The 14,718-nt window shown below is 58.7% G+C and carries 17 protein-coding genes; 11 read left to right on the forward strand and 6 right to left on the reverse strand.

Annotation, left to right across the window (positions count from 1 at the left end; genetic code table 11):
- The first annotated feature begins 5 nt into the window (after nucleotides 1–5).
- The 6 genes from rpmG to HMPREF3011_RS03615 all read left to right on the forward strand — a co-directional run bounded on the left by rpmG (nucleotide 6) and on the right by HMPREF3011_RS03615 (nucleotide 4,188).
- Nucleotides 6–68, forward strand: a complete 63-nt coding sequence (rpmG, locus tag HMPREF3011_RS11640; RefSeq protein WP_371440761.1) for a 50S ribosomal protein L33 — start codon at nucleotides 6–8, stop codon at nucleotides 66–68.
- A 3-nt stretch (nucleotides 69–71) separates the two neighbouring features.
- Complete coding sequence (rpsN, locus tag HMPREF3011_RS03595) at nucleotides 72–377, forward strand: 30S ribosomal protein S14 (RefSeq protein ID WP_005511414.1); 306 nt, start codon at nucleotides 72–74, stop codon at nucleotides 375–377.
- 14 nt (nucleotides 378–391) lie between these two features.
- Nucleotides 392–643 carry a 30S ribosomal protein S18 gene (gene rpsR, locus HMPREF3011_RS03600; RefSeq protein ID WP_005511410.1) on the forward strand — a complete coding sequence of 84 codons (252 nt, stop codon included), beginning with the start codon at nucleotides 392–394 and terminating at the stop codon, nucleotides 641–643.
- 165 nt (nucleotides 644–808) lie between these two features.
- On the forward strand, nucleotides 809–1,744 hold the full coding sequence (locus HMPREF3011_RS03605) for an AEC family transporter (RefSeq protein WP_070841143.1): 936 nt from the start codon (nucleotides 809–811) through the stop codon (nucleotides 1,742–1,744).
- Entirely contained in the window at nucleotides 1,745–2,524 is a 780-nt protein-coding gene (locus HMPREF3011_RS03610) for a TIGR03089 family protein (protein ID WP_246821401.1), read from the forward strand. It begins immediately after the preceding gene.
- A 53-nt stretch (nucleotides 2,525–2,577) separates the two neighbouring features.
- Nucleotides 2,578–4,188: an FMN-binding glutamate synthase family protein gene (locus tag HMPREF3011_RS03615; RefSeq protein WP_070841145.1), complete on the forward strand. Its 1,611-nt coding sequence runs from the start codon at nucleotides 2,578–2,580 to the stop codon at nucleotides 4,186–4,188.
- A gap of 21 nt (nucleotides 4,189–4,209) precedes the next feature.
- On the opposite strand, the gene purE is transcribed toward HMPREF3011_RS03615, so the two are convergent.
- The 4 genes from purE to HMPREF3011_RS03635 all read right to left on the reverse strand — a co-directional run bounded on the left by purE (nucleotide 4,210) and on the right by HMPREF3011_RS03635 (nucleotide 7,462).
- A complete protein-coding gene (gene purE, locus HMPREF3011_RS03620) occupies nucleotides 4,210–4,686 on the reverse strand; it encodes a 5-(carboxyamino)imidazole ribonucleotide mutase (protein ID WP_070841181.1) in 477 nt (158 codons plus the stop codon).
- 130 nt (nucleotides 4,687–4,816) lie between these two features.
- A complete protein-coding gene (locus tag HMPREF3011_RS03625; RefSeq protein ID WP_083327060.1) occupies nucleotides 4,817–6,106 on the reverse strand; it encodes a 5-(carboxyamino)imidazole ribonucleotide synthase in 1,290 nt (429 codons plus the stop codon).
- Nucleotides 6,107–6,136: 30 nt separating this feature from the next.
- Nucleotides 6,137–6,598, reverse strand: a complete 462-nt coding sequence (locus HMPREF3011_RS03630) for a YdbT family protein (protein WP_070841146.1) — start codon at nucleotides 6,596–6,598, stop codon at nucleotides 6,137–6,139.
- A 6-nt stretch (nucleotides 6,599–6,604) separates the two neighbouring features.
- Nucleotides 6,605–7,462 carry a biotin--[acetyl-CoA-carboxylase] ligase gene (locus HMPREF3011_RS03635; RefSeq protein WP_083327061.1) on the reverse strand — a complete coding sequence of 286 codons (858 nt, stop codon included), beginning with the start codon at nucleotides 7,460–7,462 and terminating at the stop codon, nucleotides 6,605–6,607.
- Between the two features lie 126 nt (nucleotides 7,463–7,588).
- Between HMPREF3011_RS03635 and HMPREF3011_RS03640 the strand changes: the two genes are divergently transcribed.
- From HMPREF3011_RS03640 to HMPREF3011_RS03650, 3 genes are all read left to right on the forward strand, one after another.
- The gene (locus HMPREF3011_RS03640; protein WP_070841147.1) at nucleotides 7,589–9,229 is read left to right on the forward strand and encodes an acyl-CoA carboxylase subunit beta; all 1,641 of its coding nucleotides are present in this window, start codon (nucleotides 7,589–7,591) and stop codon (nucleotides 9,227–9,229) included.
- A gap of 105 nt (nucleotides 9,230–9,334) precedes the next feature.
- The gene (locus HMPREF3011_RS03645) at nucleotides 9,335–10,963 is read left to right on the forward strand and encodes an acyl-CoA carboxylase subunit beta (protein ID WP_070841148.1); all 1,629 of its coding nucleotides are present in this window, start codon (nucleotides 9,335–9,337) and stop codon (nucleotides 10,961–10,963) included.
- Nucleotides 10,960–11,220, forward strand: a complete 261-nt coding sequence (locus tag HMPREF3011_RS03650) for an acyl-CoA carboxylase epsilon subunit (protein ID WP_070841149.1) — start codon at nucleotides 10,960–10,962, stop codon at nucleotides 11,218–11,220. Before HMPREF3011_RS03645 ends, HMPREF3011_RS03650 begins: the two co-directional genes overlap by 4 nt.
- A 134-nt stretch (nucleotides 11,221–11,354) precedes the next feature.
- On the opposite strand, the gene HMPREF3011_RS03655 is transcribed toward HMPREF3011_RS03650, so the two are convergent.
- Nucleotides 11,355–11,549, reverse strand: a complete 195-nt coding sequence (locus HMPREF3011_RS03655) for a hypothetical protein (RefSeq protein ID WP_070841150.1) — start codon at nucleotides 11,547–11,549, stop codon at nucleotides 11,355–11,357.
- A 57-nt stretch (nucleotides 11,550–11,606) separates the two neighbouring features.
- Between HMPREF3011_RS03655 and HMPREF3011_RS03660 the strand changes: the two genes are divergently transcribed.
- Entirely contained in the window at nucleotides 11,607–12,209 is a 603-nt protein-coding gene (locus tag HMPREF3011_RS03660) for a Maf family protein (protein WP_070560152.1), read from the forward strand.
- Nucleotides 12,210–12,274: 65 nt separating this feature from the next.
- Here HMPREF3011_RS03660 and HMPREF3011_RS03665 read toward each other — a convergent pair whose 3' ends face one another.
- Nucleotides 12,275–13,333, reverse strand: coding sequence for a Cj0069 family protein (locus tag HMPREF3011_RS03665; protein WP_049171326.1), 1,059 nt, complete (start codon nucleotides 13,331–13,333; stop codon nucleotides 12,275–12,277).
- Between the two features lie 365 nt (nucleotides 13,334–13,698).
- Here HMPREF3011_RS03665 and HMPREF3011_RS03670 point away from each other — a divergent pair, with 365 nt between their 5' ends.
- Nucleotides 13,699–14,583: a sulfurtransferase gene (locus tag HMPREF3011_RS03670; RefSeq protein WP_038626368.1), complete on the forward strand. Its 885-nt coding sequence runs from the start codon at nucleotides 13,699–13,701 to the stop codon at nucleotides 14,581–14,583.
- Nucleotides 14,584–14,718: the final 135 nt, after the last annotated feature.

The raw sequence follows: 14,718 nt of genomic DNA on the forward strand, positions 1-14,718 counted from the left end.
ACCGTATCACCATTAAGAAGTACGATCCGGTTGTCCGCAAGCACGTCGAATTCCGCGAGGAGCGCTAATTCATGGCTAAGAAGTCCAAGATTGCCAAGAACGAGCAGCGCAAGGAAATCGTCGCTCGTTATGCAGAACGTCGCGCTGAACTGAAGCGCATCATCAAGTCTCCGCACTCCACTGACGAAGAGCGCATGGACGCACAGTACGAGCTGAACCGTCAGCCGCGTGACGCGTCCCCGATTCGCGTCCGCAACCGTGACGCTGCAGATGGTCGCCCGCGCGGCTACCTCCGCAAGTTCGGTCTGTCCCGTGTCCGCGTTCGTGAGATGGCCCACCGTGGCGAACTCCCGGGCGTCCGTAAGTCCAGCTGGTAAGTCGAGGAGCACCAATGAAGCGCAATCACTCTAACAAGAAGGCGCGGATGGAGCAGTCCCGCCGCCCGAAGAAGAACCCGCTCAAGGCCGCAGGCGTTGAGAAGGTTGATTACAAGGACATTAACCTGCTCCGCCAGTTCATCTCTGACCGTGGCAAGATTCGTTCCCGCCGCGTCACCGGTCTGACTCCGCAGCAGCAGCGCCAGGTCGCTACCGCTGTGAAGAACGCCCGCGAGATGGCACTCCTGCCGTTCACCAGCCGCTAAAGATGGCTGGTCGGCGGGAGCCGATCATTCGAATACCCGCCGAAAGGCCTTATTTACGCGCTGGCCGCATGACGATACATGCGATAACAGCGTAAAACGGACTCAGTCCTTCCCCACCAAGGGGATTGGATTGGGTCCGTTTTTTATTGTCTAAAATATGCACTTATGCCCGCTCTCACCGAAATATTCACCGGCTTTGGTTCCGTCGCAGTACTGATCATTGTTGGCTGGTTGTTTGGGCGCAGTGAGATCGTCGATAAGCGGGCATCTTTTACCCTGAATATGGTCGTGTTCTGGATTGCGATGCCGTGCATGCTCGCGCACACGCTCGCGACGGCGGATTCGGCGAGCATCTTCGGTTCGGCGTTTGGCGTCGCGGCACTGTCGGCGCTTGGCACGGCGGCGTTTTACCGGATCTTTGTGGCACCCATGTTCAAACAGCGCGGCGCCGATGCTGTGGTCGGCGCGATGTCGTCGAGTTACAACAACGTCGCTAATCTCGGCGTGCCCATCGCTGTCGCAGTGCTTCACGACGCTACCGCCGTCGTCCCAGCCCTTATCTTTCAGATTGCCTTCTATGCGCCCGCTTCCATGACCGTGCTGGAAATCCTCACTAACCGCGGTCAGTTCCGACCGCGCAATGTCATCATGGCACCGCTGAAGAACCCGATCTTTCTGGCGGCGATGGTGGGACTTGCGGTTAATGCGTTTGCTATCGAAGTACCTCAGTTCGTAGCGCATCCAGTGGGGCTATTGGGGCAGGCCGCGGTGCCAATGGCACTTTTGGCCTTCGGTATTAGTTTGCATGGCATGCCGTTTATGGAAGCCGGCCGCTCCCCTCGTCGCGCCGTTGTGGTGGCGTCTACGCTGAAGCTTTTCCTGCACCCCGCGCTGGCTCTCCTGTTCGGCCATTTTGTCTTTGGTCTCAGCGGGCATGCGCTGCTGGCAGCTGTGATTATCGCCGGCCTGCCGACAGCCCAGAACGTCTACACCTTCGCCTCCCGTTTCGGCCGGAACCTTGAGCAGGCGCGCGATTGTGGCGTGATTACGACAATCGCCTGCTTGCCGACGGTCCTTTTGTTCACCCTGCTGTTGAGTTAGGTGGCTAGTTCTTCACGCCGACGGCATCGCGCAATTCTCGTTACCCTTGGAGGCGTGGAGATTCTGAAGACACTTCTCGAGGCTGACCCGTCCGTGCCTCGTTTGACCTGTTATGACGAAACTACCGGCGGTCGTACCGATTTGTCGGCTCAAACTCTGGACAACTGGGCCAGCAAGATCGCCAACATGCTGCACGATGAGTTCGACCTTGTCGCTGGAGATCAGGCGTGGATTGACCTGCCGCTGATTTGGCAGTCCGCCTGCATCATCCTCGGCTGTGAGCGCGCTGGTGTCACCGTTAGCGATGAAGAGCCGCTGGTTGTTTTCACCACTACCGCTAACGTCAGTTCATGGGAAGAGAAGTTCCCGGACGCCTATATCGCCGTGCTTACTGACGATTCCTTTGGCCGCGGTGTCGTGGAATGCGGTGATGATATTCCACCGGGAGTCATTGACTTCGGTCCGGAAGTTCGTTTCCACCCAGACGCGTATCTAGGCGCAGGCCCGGACTCCGACCAAACCCCCGTTATTGGGGAGAAGTCTGCTGCTAATCTGCTTTCGTCGGCTGGAGACTACGCGGATGAAATGCAGCTCACGCCCGGTTCTCGCATTGTTTCCGACGGCTGGCTGGAACCTGATTCTCCACAGGTCAGCGCGGATAAATGGGCACGTAATGTGCTGTCCGCTTGGGTTCGTGGAGGTGCTGCCGTCGTCGTGCGCGGTGGCGATAACGAGCGTGTCGCTGCTATTTCTACGGCCGAAAAAGCCCGTGTGATTTAATCACGTCCCCTCCGACGAGAGGCGCTTTCGGCAGTCGCGATAACCTGGAAACCGTGATTACCCGACCATATATTCTTGCGATTCTCGCCCTCATCAACGTCTTGGGCGCACTGGCTGTATGGGATTTGAGCCCGTGGTGGTGGATTCTGATGGCCTTCATCCTCTTCCTGGATGTTGTGGCTATCTATGACATGCTTCAGCGGAAGCACTCCATCTTGCGGAACTTCCCGGTCATCGGCCATCTGCGCTACATGGGTGAGACCATTCGCCCTGAGATGCAGCAGTACTTCATCGAGCGCAATTTCGACGGCGCTCCGTTCGACCGCGATACTCGTACCGTGGTCTACGAGCGTGCGAAGGGGCTGTCCTCAAAGAAGTCCTTCGGTACTGAGCGAAAGATTAACGCGCCCGGTTACGAGTACGTCCGCCACTCGATGGCGCCGAGCCAACACGTCATCGAGGATCCGCGCGTAGATATCGGTGGCCCGGACTGCACCCAGCCGTACTCAGCGTCTATCTTCAACATCTCAGCCATGAGTTTCGGCTCTCTGTCTCCTAACGCTGTCATGGCAATGAATAAGGGCGCGAAGCTGGGCAACTTCGTACAGGACACTGGCGAGGGCGCTATCAGCCCTTACCACTTGAAGTATGGTGCCGACCTTTATTGGCAACTGGGGTCCGGTTACTTCGGTGCACGCACTGAGGATGGCGACTTCGACCCGGAGCTCTTCCGCGAAAAGGCTAAGATTCCGCAGGTCAAGGCAACCTATCTGAAAGTTAGCCAGGGTGCAAAGCCGGGACTCGGCGGCATGCTGCCAGGGCACAAGGTCAATGAAGAGATCGCGGCTACTCGCCACGTACCAGTTGGCAAGGGTGTGATGAGCCCGCCGTACCACCGCGTCTACTCCACCCCGCGGGAACTTGTTCGGTTTATGGGCACCATGCGCGAGCTCAACGGGGGCAAGCCGGTCGGTTTCAAGCTGTGTGTTGGCTCCCAGCTTGAGTTCCTCGCCGTGTGCAAGGCCATGCTGGAAGAGAACATCACCCCGGACTTCATCATCGTCGACGGTGCTGAAGGCGGCACCGGCGCTGCACCACTGGAATACTCCGACCGCGTTGGCTTGCCGCTTACCGACGGCCTGATTCTCGTCCATAACGCGCTCGTAGGTGCCGGTCTGAGAGATCGCATTAAGCTCGGTGCGTCCGGCAAGGTCATTACTGGCTTCGACATTGTGAAGCGCATGTGCATCGGCGCTGACTTTGTGAACTCGGCTCGCGGCATGATGATGGCCACCGGCTGTATTCAATCTCAGCTATGTCACACAAACACCTGCCCGGTGGGTGTGGCTACCCAGGATTCGAGCTTGTGGAAGGCCCTCGATGTCGACGACAAGGGTCAGCGTGTGGCCAACTATCACAATGCCACGGTCGCGGAAGCAGCTAGCCTATTGGCATCGATGGGCCTGAATAGCTTCTCTGAGCTGGGGCCATCCCACCTGCTGCGCCGCACCAATGAGCAGGTCGGTGAGACCTACGCGGAGCTCTACAACTGGCTGCAGCCAGGCGAGCTGCTGAGCGGAACTCGCTTCCACAACTGGGCCGAAGCCTGGGAGACCGCCGACCCGGACACGTTCCACTACCCCGCAGTTCATATGCGCGGGTAGCGTGGGGGCTGGCTGGACGCCCTACTCACCCATCAGCTTCTTGCGCAGGCGCTCGTCCTTTTCCAGGACTTCATCGCGCATATTGGCCTGGTAGTTCTCCATCGCCACAATGAGCTCCGGGTAACCAGCCGAGAGGATACGCACAGCCAGCAGGCCAGCATTCTTAGCGCCGCCCACGCCGACGGTTGCCACCGGAACGCCGCCCGGCATCTGAACAATCGACAGCAGCGAGTCGACGCCCTCCATGTTCTCGAGTGCACGGGGCACGCCGATAACCGGCAGAGGAGTGGCAGACGCCACCATGCCCGGTAGGTGCGCAGCACCACCGGCACCTGCAATAATGCAGCGCAAGCCCTTATCAGCGGCCGACTTTGCGTAATCAATCATGCGTTCCGGAGTACGGTGCGCAGAGACCACGCCTACCTCAAACAGAATTCCGAACTCAGCCAGTACCTCAGCTGCCGGCTCCATGGTCGGCCAATCTGAGTCCGACCCCATAATCAGACCAACCAACGGACCGGTTGCGTTGGCCAGCTTCGGGCTTGCCACCTGGTTTGCTTCAGCCAATATTGTCTCCTTGAGATAGCAATCTAATTTTTAAAGGCGCTAGCTTTAATCGGCGCTAGCTTCATGCCGTGTAGCCGTCTGCCCATACTCCATCGACTACGTAACCAGCAGCTAGGTTGGCAATTCGACGGGTCTCGGCAATGCCCTCCGCGCTTGCGTCATAACCACACAGATTGACGTGACCCAGCTTACGTCCTGGGCGCCAATCCTTGCCGTACCAGTGAATCTTCACCGATGGGAAGCGGCGCCAAACCTCAGCAAAGCGCTGCGCAATCGGCACATCCGAGGCCTCATCACCACCGAGCGTATTGACCATCACCGTCACCGGCGCAGTCGGGCGAGTGGAACCCAGTGGCATGTCAGCAACTGCACGCAGGTGCTGCTCAAACTGGCTGGTCTCACAGCCGTCCTGCGACCAGTGGCCAGTGTTGTGCGGGCGCATCGCCAACTCGTTGACGTAGATCTCCGGATTGCCATCGGCATCGACGGTCTCGAACAGCTCAACTGCCAGCGCACCGGTTACTCCCAACTCGGAAGCGATGGTCACACTGAGTCTTTCGGCCGCGCTCGCAAGCTCGTCGGAAAGCCCCGGCGCCGGGCAGATTGCCTCAACACAGATGCCGTCACGCTGCACAGACTCGAGGACTGGCCAGGCCTTGACCTCACCCGACGGTGTGCGGGCACACATGGCCGACAGCTCGCGAACCAGCGCGACCTTCCGTTCGGCCATCAGCGGCACGTCCTTGCCCAACAGTTCGTCGACAAGCGTGCGCAGGTCCTCGCGGTCCTTCGGGAACCACACGCCGTGACCGTCGTAACCGCCACGGCGGGCCTTCAGGCAGACGGCGCCGTCAACGCGGTCGAAGAAGGCCTCGGCATCCTGGACGGACTCGATAGCAGCGTAGGCAGGTACCGGAGCACCCAGTTCCTCCAGGCGCTGGCGCATCAGCAGCTTATCCTGCGCGTACAGCAACGCTGAAGGCTGAGGCTGAACCGAGTAGCCCATCTCGGTCAGCTTGTTGAGAAAATCGGTGGGAACGTGCTCATGGTCAAAAGTCACGGCCTGCGCACCAGCGACAGTGCGTTCAACGTCCTCCCAGACGTGGTAGTCGCCGATGATAACGTCCGCACACACCTGCGCTGCGGAAGAATCCGGCGAACCGGCAAGCAAACGGATGGACTGTCCCAGTTCAATGGCCTCAGTCTGCATCATACGAGCCAGCTGACCATCACCAATCACCGCCACAACCGGCACGCCATCAGCATGCGCGGGGTGCTGCGCAGCAGTTAGCGCTGCAGCGGAATCAGAAGTGGAATTAGTGGAGTTTTCAGGGGTATCCGAAGCAATCACACCCCTGATTGTAGGTTATGACCCAAAATTCTAAGTCAACCGGGAGACCAACTTAGCCACCTTACGAGAGCTGGGAATATCTTCCACAGCCAGCGGCGGGCCGAAACTGCGTGTCTGCAGATACAACACGCCGCCCTTGCGATTGACCGCACGCACCGAACGCAGATCAATCGAGACCACCTGCGGACGCACAATGCCGCGGCGCAAAATAATCCGCCTATCAGTCAGCACAAACCGCTCCCCCAGCCAACCTAGTACCGGACGAACAACGCGCCAGAGAATAAGCCCCAGCCACGCAAACAGCAGCAGCTGACGCACACCCTGTAAGTCTCCCGGAGCAATCGCAGGGCCGTCGATAAAGCCAATCAGCAACCAGCAGACGCCGGTGATAACCATGAGCTCCAAGAGCGGCCACACCAGCCGACCAAAAGTTGGATTGGTGTCCAGCAGAATTGCCTCGCGCGTGTCCAACTCATCATCGGGAAAGGCCATACAGCACTACCTCCGGTCCGAGTCAGTCTGCGGGGATCCATAGCCGCCGTCAGTGGCACGAACATGGAACACGTCACCGGCCGCAACAAAGTGGCTTGTGCCAGCTTCGTCGGTGACAATCAATTCGCCGTCGGCACGCACACCAACCGCCTTGCCGACCAGCACGCGATCCCCCGGCAACTCCACGCGCACGTTCGAGCCGATGGTCGCGCACACCGCCTCGTAGTCCCGCAGCAACTCAGCATCGCCCTTTCGCCACTGTGCTTGACGACGTCCCAGCGCACGCAGCACACCAGCGGAGATGTCGTCGCGGTCGAGGTTGTCTGCGCCCGCCAGGTATAGCGAAGTGGCGTGTGGCACAGGCAACTCGTCTTCCTGCAGAGAAACATTGATGCCGATTCCTGGAATGAGAGCTGGTGGCGTCAGCGAAGCAGCCTCTACCAGAATTCCGCAGAGCTTACGACCGTCAACCAGGACATCGTTCGGCCACTTCAGGGATACGCGCTCAGGCACCAGCCCCACGACCTCTACGACAGCATCGACGACTGCGAGACCTGCGACTAAGGGCAAGAGCCCCAGCTGCTCCGGTGCGAGCCCTTGCGGGCGCAGCAGTGTGCTGAGCGCAATGGATGCACCTTCCGGAGCTGTCCAACTACGGCTCAGCCGACCGCGACCTGCGGTCTGCTCCGAGGCGATGAGCGCACTGAGATCTGCCACCTGCCCCAGTGCCGCCTGTTTCCGAAGGTCGGCGTTGGTCGAACCAGTGGTTTCGACAACCTCAATGGAACTCCAGCCCGGCGCGGCTGCGCGCACACGCGCGGCATCAAGAGGCTTGCGGGAAGCAACAATTCGGGGGTCGGTCATGCACAGCAGTCTAGCGCTATGGCCGGATTCAGCGCGTCGAGGCCTTTCTCAAGGGGACGACAGCGTGAGAATCATCACAGCTCACCTGCTTTACTATTTTCCTTCTCAAACACTACATTCCATAACATGACTATTTCCTCACGTTTGGCGGCGGAGCAACACACCACCGCTTTTCTCAATGAAGACCTTCTACGCCGACGCACTGCTGCACTGACTCCGATGGGGTCGCGAGGCTACGACAAGCTCAAACTGACTGAGCGCATGAATGCCCGCGAGCGCATTGACTACCTGCTGGACGAAGGGTCTTTTGTCGAATTCGATACGCTAGCACGCCACCGCACTACCGCATTTGGAATGGAAGCCAAACGTCCCGTGACGGACGGAATTATCACCGGTTGGGGAACCATAGACGGCCGCGAGGTCTGCATCTTTTCCCAGGACGGCACAATCTTCGGTGGTGCACTCGGAGAGGTCTACGGCGAAAAGATGGTCAAGATTCAGGACCTTGCCATCACTACCGGCCGTCCCCTTATTGGCATGTACGAAGGTGCCGGCGCCCGCATCCAAGATGGCGCAGTCTCACTGGATTTTATTGCCCAGACGTTCCACCACAACGTTCGTGCCAGCGGCGTCATTCCGCAGATTTCAGTCATTTTTGGTGCCTGCGCAGGTGGAAATGCCTACTCCCCAGCGCTGACGGACTTCGTTGTCATGGTGGAGGAAAACTCCCGCATGTTTGTCACCGGCCCTGACGTAATTGAAACAGTCACCGGCGAAAAAATCAGCCAGCACGAGCTTGGCGGCGCCGACACACATATGGAAGTCGCCGGAAACTCCCACTACACCGCCACTAGCGAACAAGATGGACTCGACTGGGTCTGCGATTTGCTCGACTACCTCCCCAACAACACAACCTCCCCCGCGCCCAGCTGGGACTCCGACGCCAGTGACGAAATCACCGACACCGACCGCACCCTTGACAGTCTCATTCCCGACAGCCCTTCCACGCCGTACGACGTGCATGAAGTCATCTACGCGCTTTGCGACGATGCGGAGTTCCTGGAAATCCAGGAAAACCGGGCAGCCAATGTCGTAATTGGCCTTGGCCGTCTCAACGGTCAATCTGTTGGGTTTGTCGCTAATCAGCCCATGGAGTTTGCGGGCTGCCTAGATATCGATGCAGCGGAGAAGGCCGCGCGATTCGTCCGAACCTGCGATTGTTTCAACATTCCACTCGTCTTTCTCGTGGATGTACCAGGCTTTCTCCCCGGCTCGAATCAAGAACACCAGGGAATTCTGCGCCGTGGCGCTAAATTGCTCTATGCGTATGCAGAAGCAACCGTTCCTAAAATCACCGTCACCATGCGCAAAGCCTACGGCGGCGCGTATTGCGTGATGGGATCAAAGGGGCTCGGCGCGGATGTAAATCTGGCTTGGCCGACGGCACAGATCGCCGTGATGGGCGCCTCTGGCGCAGTACGCTTCCTCCATCGTGCCGAGATTCGAACCGCCACCGAAGCAGCTCTCGCAACAGACCCAGCGGCCGATAGATTTGGCACTCCCGAGAGTGTGAAAGAACTCATTGCTGAACTGGAAAAGGGATACGAGCAACACATGCTCACGCCTTATCGCCCCGCCGAACGGGGGTTAATTGATGAAGTCATCCTCCCCTCCGAGACACGAACTCGGGTGATAAAAAATCTGCGCCTTCTAACTTCAAAGAAAGTACCGTGGCCTGCGCGCAAGCACGGCAATATTCCACTGTAAGAGCAGGCTTTTTGCTGAACAACGAGCTAGTCATTACCCCTACTTTTGTTAACAGCGATTGCCCCCAACTACCTCCCCCCGTTTTCGAAACGTAAACTAGTTGGCATGACGACTGCCGCAAATACATCAACCGGTGAAACCCCGGATTTGACCACTACTGCTGGAAAACTGGCCGATCTGCGAGCCCGTCTCGCAGAGACCCAGGCCCCAATGGGCCAGGCCGGTATTGACCGCGTCCACGACAAGGGCAAGATGACCGCTCGTGAGCGTATCGAGTTCCTCTTGGACGAAGGCTCGTTCGTGGAGGTTGACGCTCTCGCACGTCACCGCTCCAAGAACTTCGGCCTCGATGCCAAGCGCCCTGTCACTGATGGCGTTGTGACCGGTTACGGCACCATCGATGGCCGCCAGATCTGTGTCTTCTCGCAGGACGGCGCCATCTTCGGTGGCGCGCTCGGTGAAGTCTACGGTGAAAAGATTGTCAAGATCATGGATCTGGCCATCAAGACCGGTGTCCCAATTATCGGCATCAACGAGGGTGCTGGCGCCCGCATCCAGGAGGGCGTTGTTTCCCTCGGCCTCTACTCCCAGATCTTCTTCCGGAACACCCAGGCATCGGGTGTTATCCCACAGATTTCCCTGATCATGGGTGCCTGCGCTGGTGGCCACGTCTACTCCCCGGCTCTGACCGACTTCATTGTCATGGTCGATGGCACTTCCAAGATGTTCATCACCGGCCCGGACGTTATTAAGACCGTCACTGGCGAAGAGGTCACACAGGACGAGCTGGGTGGCGCTGGCACTCACATGAGCACCTCCGGTACTTCGCACTACACCGCTGCTGATGACGAAGACGCTCTGACATTCGTTCAGGAATTGGTCAGCTACCTGCCGTCCAACAACCGCGCTGAGGCTCCTCGCATGGAGGCTGAGCCGTTCGAGGGCTCCATCGCTGACAACATCACTGAGACTGACCTCGAGCTCGACACCCTGATTCCGGACTCCCCGAACCAGCCGTACGACATCAAGGACGTCATCACCCGCCTGGTCGACGACGAGGACTTCCTGGAGATTCAGGAGGACTACGCACAGAACGTGGTCATCGGCTTCGGTCGCGTGGAGGGGCGCTCGGTAGGTTTCGTTGCCAACCAGCCGATTCAGTTCGCTGGCTGCCTCGACATCAAGGCATCCGAGAAGGCGGCTCGCTTCGTCCGCACCTGTGACGCCTTCAACATTCCGATCATCATGCTGGTTGACGTTCCAGGCTTCCTGCCGGGCACCAACCAAGAGTTCGACGGCATCATCCGCCGTGGCGCCAAGCTGCTGTACGCGTACGCTGAGGCCACCGTTCCGAAGATTACCGTCATCACCCGTAAGGCTTACGGCGGAGCTTACTGTGTGATGGGCTCCAAGGACATGGGCGCTGACATCAACCTGGCATGGCCGACCGCTCAGATTGCGGTCATGGGTGCTTCCGGTGCTGTCGGCTTCATCTACCGCAAGGAGCTCAAGGCTGCTGCGGCCGAGGGCAGGGATGTCGTCGCACTGCAGAAGGAGTACGAGGCAGAGTACGAGGCCACCCTGGTCAACCCGTACATGGCTGCTGAGCGCGGCTTCATCGATGCCGTTATCCCGCCGAGCGAGACCCGCGGCCAGATCATTGAGGGTCTGCGTCTACTGGATCGCAAGGTTGTTAACGTACCCGCCAAGAAGCATGGGAACATTCCGCTGTGACCGATTCCAAAAACACCCCAGCAACCGAAGACAAGGACGCCGCTGCGGTCCCGGCTGCACCGTTCATGTCCGTCCTCAAGGGCAACCCGTCTGACGCTGAAACTGCCACGCTCGCGCTTTTGTTCGCGGGTATGGCAGCAGCTGGCGGTGCCCCAGAGGACCGCGGCCCGCGTAACGACTGGGGCCGGCTGGAAGAGGGGTTCCACCAGCCGCACCAGCACGTACCGGGTACGTTCCGCAACGTCCATTTCTACTAGTACAGCTACCGTTTACCGCGTAGTCGTTACCGCACGCTAACTGCGTCGATTCGCTAGCACGAAGCGCCATTATCGAGTTTTCTCGGTAGTGGCGCTTTGGTTTTTGTTACTGCCTTGGTCTCGGCCACTGCTTGTTACTGGCGCTGCTCCCCCAGCGACTCACTATCAAACTCATCATCGAGCTCCCGGTCCAGCCGGCGCTGACCACGGTTGCGAACTACCGGCCACACCACCTTGAACAGGAAATACACAAACGCCAGACCGATGGCAGCACCTACCACCGCGCCAGCGATGGATCCCCACGATTCCGCTAGCGCCCCGCCAGCCACGCATGTTTGTCACAAAAATTAGGCTTTACGATTCCGCCCTCACTAAAATCACTAACTATGAGCAGCCCCCGAATCGTCTTGGCTTCCACTTCCCCTTCGCGACTGCACATTCTGCGCTCTGCAGGCATCGAGCCCATCACAGTAGCGCCCAACGTCGACGAGGATGCCGTGATTACAGCCCTTCCGGACGCATCGCCGGTACGCATCGTCGAGGAACTCGCACAGGCCAAGGCACACGCTGTCTCTCCGGCCTACCCCAATGACATTGTCATTGGCGGGGATTCAATGCTGCTTCTCGACGGAAAGTTGCAGGGCAAGCCCCACACGGAAGAAAAGACCATTGAGCGCTGGCACCAACAGAGCGGCCGGACGGCTGAGCTGATTACTGGTCACTGTGTCGTGACACCAAAGGGCGAGCACCTTGAGGTGGCGATTACTTCCCTCGATTTCGCTGAAGTCCCAGAAGAGGACATCCACGCCTACGCTGCGACGGGCGAGCCACTGAAGTGCGCTGGCGCGTTTACCTTGGAGGCTCTAGGCGGCTGGTTTGTCGATGGCATCAATGGCGACTCATCCAGTGTGATCGGACTGTCGCTACCTGTCGTGCGCCGAGCTCTGTATCGCTACGGCTATTCGGTCTCCCAGTTCTGGAATAGGTAGGCATCGCAAGGACGTCGTAAAGCAAAAGCCGCACCAAATTGGTGCGGCTTTCTTAGCTGTGGAGACTACTTGTTAGCAGCCTCAACGCGCTTGATGGCCTCCTGAGCAACGAGCTCCTGGATACCCATATCCAGCTCGGAGGTGAAGCCAACACAGGAACAGTTGATCTCGCCGAGAACGTAAGTGTCCTCGCCGTCCTCGCCGTCTGCCAGCATGAAATCAGCTGTCCAGATCAACGGGATATTGTCACCACCGAGGTTCTCAGCAATGACGGGGCGAGCCTCAGCAAACATATCGATGAGGTCCTGCCATTCTTCCGGCTTGTTGTAGGTGTACTTCGCGCCAGAGAACAAGGTTGCGGAGAAAGCGTCGCCGCCCTCGGCCGGCTTCTTGTGAACCACGAAGACCGGGTGCGGACCGACCAGCAGAATGCGAATTTCGCCTTCGGTGATGCGCGGCATGAAGCGCATGTCCACGAGCATGCCGTTATCGCCGATGATGTACTGGTCACAGAAATCCATGAACTCGCCAAGCTCGCGAGTCTCGGTGTGGTTGTCCACGGCCTCGGTGCACTTCAGCTTGGTGTCCAGCGGCAGCGGGGTGCCCGGCTCAACGTTCTTAGCAACCTCTTCGTCAGCGATGCGCACACGCCAGATGCCGGACCCGGTGGAGCCACGGTTCTGCTTGAGGACGCGCTCGCCGTAGGACAGGGAGGTCGGGAAAGTGCTGTGGAATGCCTCGACGTCGTAGTAAGCAGCGGTGTCAGACGGAACCAGGTCAGTATCCTTGAGCTTGACCAGTGCGTCCTTTGCGCCGTAAGCCATCATCTCGCCCGGGGTGGACATACCGACCAAACCAGCGACCGAGAGGCTGGTCAGAAGCTCGAAGTAGCCCCTCTCACCACCCGGGATGTTGCCCGGGTTAACGCGAGAGATGTAGCCGTCGAAGTTCTGAGAGACGTAGTCGTACAGGTCGTCCTTCCACTCTGGTCGGTAGTAGACGACCTCAGCGGACCAACCGGCTTCGCGGATAGCGTTGACGATTGGCATGGTGTCCTTGCGGTGTCCGTCGAAGTACTTGTCCGAGCCGCCCTCGATCTCGAATACAACAATGTTCTTGTGCACAGGCACTCCTTTTAAGAAAAGACATGGACTTCCGGCACTCAATTGTCTCCGTAACGCAGCGAATACCCAGGCAGATAGCCCATTTCAGCCCATTTTCCAGTGATACGAATCAACACAGTTTTTGCGCTAACTCTCAGCTAAATTTTAGGGCACTACCTGGACTCCAAGCGCGCTGAAAACACTCCTTTTACCCCCAACTGTGAGGCGTATCCCAGGGGGTGGCCGCGGACGCAATTGTTGCCGTTGGAAAGCGCTCACACCGGGGACTATTCCGCCGTTCGCCACGCGACCCGTAAACTAGATATGCAATTGACGATAAACGTCAGAAAGTCCCACCCACCCAACTTGCGCCAAGGGAGTATCCGATGGCTGTTCCGCACGACCCGCACCCCCAGTTCCAGCAGTACGCCCACCCTGAGCGCCTCGTCTCTAGCTCCTGGCTTGCTGCCCGACTGGGCTCTCCCGGTCTGCGCGTTGTTGAATCCGACGAGGACTCACTGCTCTACGACATTGGACACATTCCGGGCGCGGTTCGCATTGACTGGCATCACGACCTCAACGACCCCGTGCGTCGCGACTATATCGACGCCGAAGGCTTTGCCGAGCTCATGCGCGAGAAGGGTATCTCGCGCGACGACACCGTCGTAATCTACGGTGACAAGTCCAACTGGTGGGCCGCCTACACACTCTGGGTCTTCGAGCTTTTTGGACATCCCGACGTGCGCCTTCTCAACGGTGGCCGCGACGCCTGGATGACTGAAGAACGAGACACCAGCTTCGAGGTCCCTAACTACCCACGCACTGACTACCCTGTCGTCGAGCGCGACGACAGGACACTGCGCGCCTACTTCAGCGATACACGTGAGCTCATTGAAAAGGCTCCGATTATCGACGTACGCACTCCGGAGGAATATGCCGGTGCGCGAACCCATATGGTCGATTACCCACAGGAAGGCGTCCTGCGAGGTGGCCACATTCCAACCGCGGTAAACATTCCATGGAATCAGTCCGTTCACCCGAACTCGCGTTTCCGCGACCGCGAAGAGCTTGAGCAGATTTACGCGCACGTCCAATTCGAAGATGAGGCGATTGTCTACTGCCGCATCGGCGAGCGCTCCGCGCACACCTGGTTTGTACTGCACCACCTGCTCGGCCACGAGAATGTTCGCAACTACGACGGCTCGTGGGTTGAGTGGGGAAACATGATTGGCATGCCCATCGCCCACGGTTCGGAGCCGGGAAGCCTGTAGACGATTGACGCAACCGGTGGGCACTTCTCCCCACCGTTTTCCCGGCGTCAGCGACTGGCACTACAGCGGAGAATTAATTCCCCCTGCCGCCCCCAATCAAGGGGGCGGCAGTTGCACTCTTAGGTGGTAATTTTA

Origin of the sequence: Corynebacterium sp. HMSC074C04, from assembly GCF_001838295.1 — a bacterium.
GTDB classification, from domain to species: Bacteria; Actinomycetota; Actinomycetes; order Mycobacteriales; family Mycobacteriaceae; genus Corynebacterium; species Corynebacterium amycolatum.

What these genes read in the sequence shown, in the direction of transcription:
- rpsN (WP_005511414.1), top strand. Translation starts at nt 72, where the DNA reads ATGGCTAAGAAGTCCAAGATTGCCAAGAACGAGCAGCGCAAGGAAATC.
- HMPREF3011_RS03645 (WP_070841148.1), top strand. Translation starts at nt 9,335, where the DNA reads ATGACGACTGCCGCAAATACATCAACCGGTGAAACCCCGGATTTGACC.
- HMPREF3011_RS03640 (WP_070841147.1), top strand. Translation starts at nt 7,589, where the DNA reads ATGACTATTTCCTCACGTTTGGCGGCGGAGCAACACACCACCGCTTTT.
- HMPREF3011_RS03630 (WP_070841146.1), bottom strand. Translation starts at nt 6,598, where the DNA reads ATGGCCTTTCCCGATGATGAGTTGGACACGCGCGAGGCAATTCTGCTG.
- HMPREF3011_RS03670 (WP_038626368.1), top strand. Translation starts at nt 13,699, where the DNA reads ATGGCTGTTCCGCACGACCCGCACCCCCAGTTCCAGCAGTACGCCCAC.
- purE (WP_070841181.1), bottom strand. Translation starts at nt 4,686, where the DNA reads ATGGGGTCGGACTCAGATTGGCCGACCATGGAGCCGGCAGCTGAGGTA.
- rpsR (WP_005511410.1), top strand. Translation starts at nt 392, where the DNA reads ATGAAGCGCAATCACTCTAACAAGAAGGCGCGGATGGAGCAGTCCCGC.
- HMPREF3011_RS03605 (WP_070841143.1), top strand. Translation starts at nt 809, where the DNA reads ATGCCCGCTCTCACCGAAATATTCACCGGCTTTGGTTCCGTCGCAGTA.
- HMPREF3011_RS03635 (WP_083327061.1), bottom strand. Translation starts at nt 7,462, where the DNA reads ATGACCGACCCCCGAATTGTTGCTTCCCGCAAGCCTCTTGATGCCGCG.
- HMPREF3011_RS03660 (WP_070560152.1), top strand. Translation starts at nt 11,607, where the DNA reads ATGAGCAGCCCCCGAATCGTCTTGGCTTCCACTTCCCCTTCGCGACTG.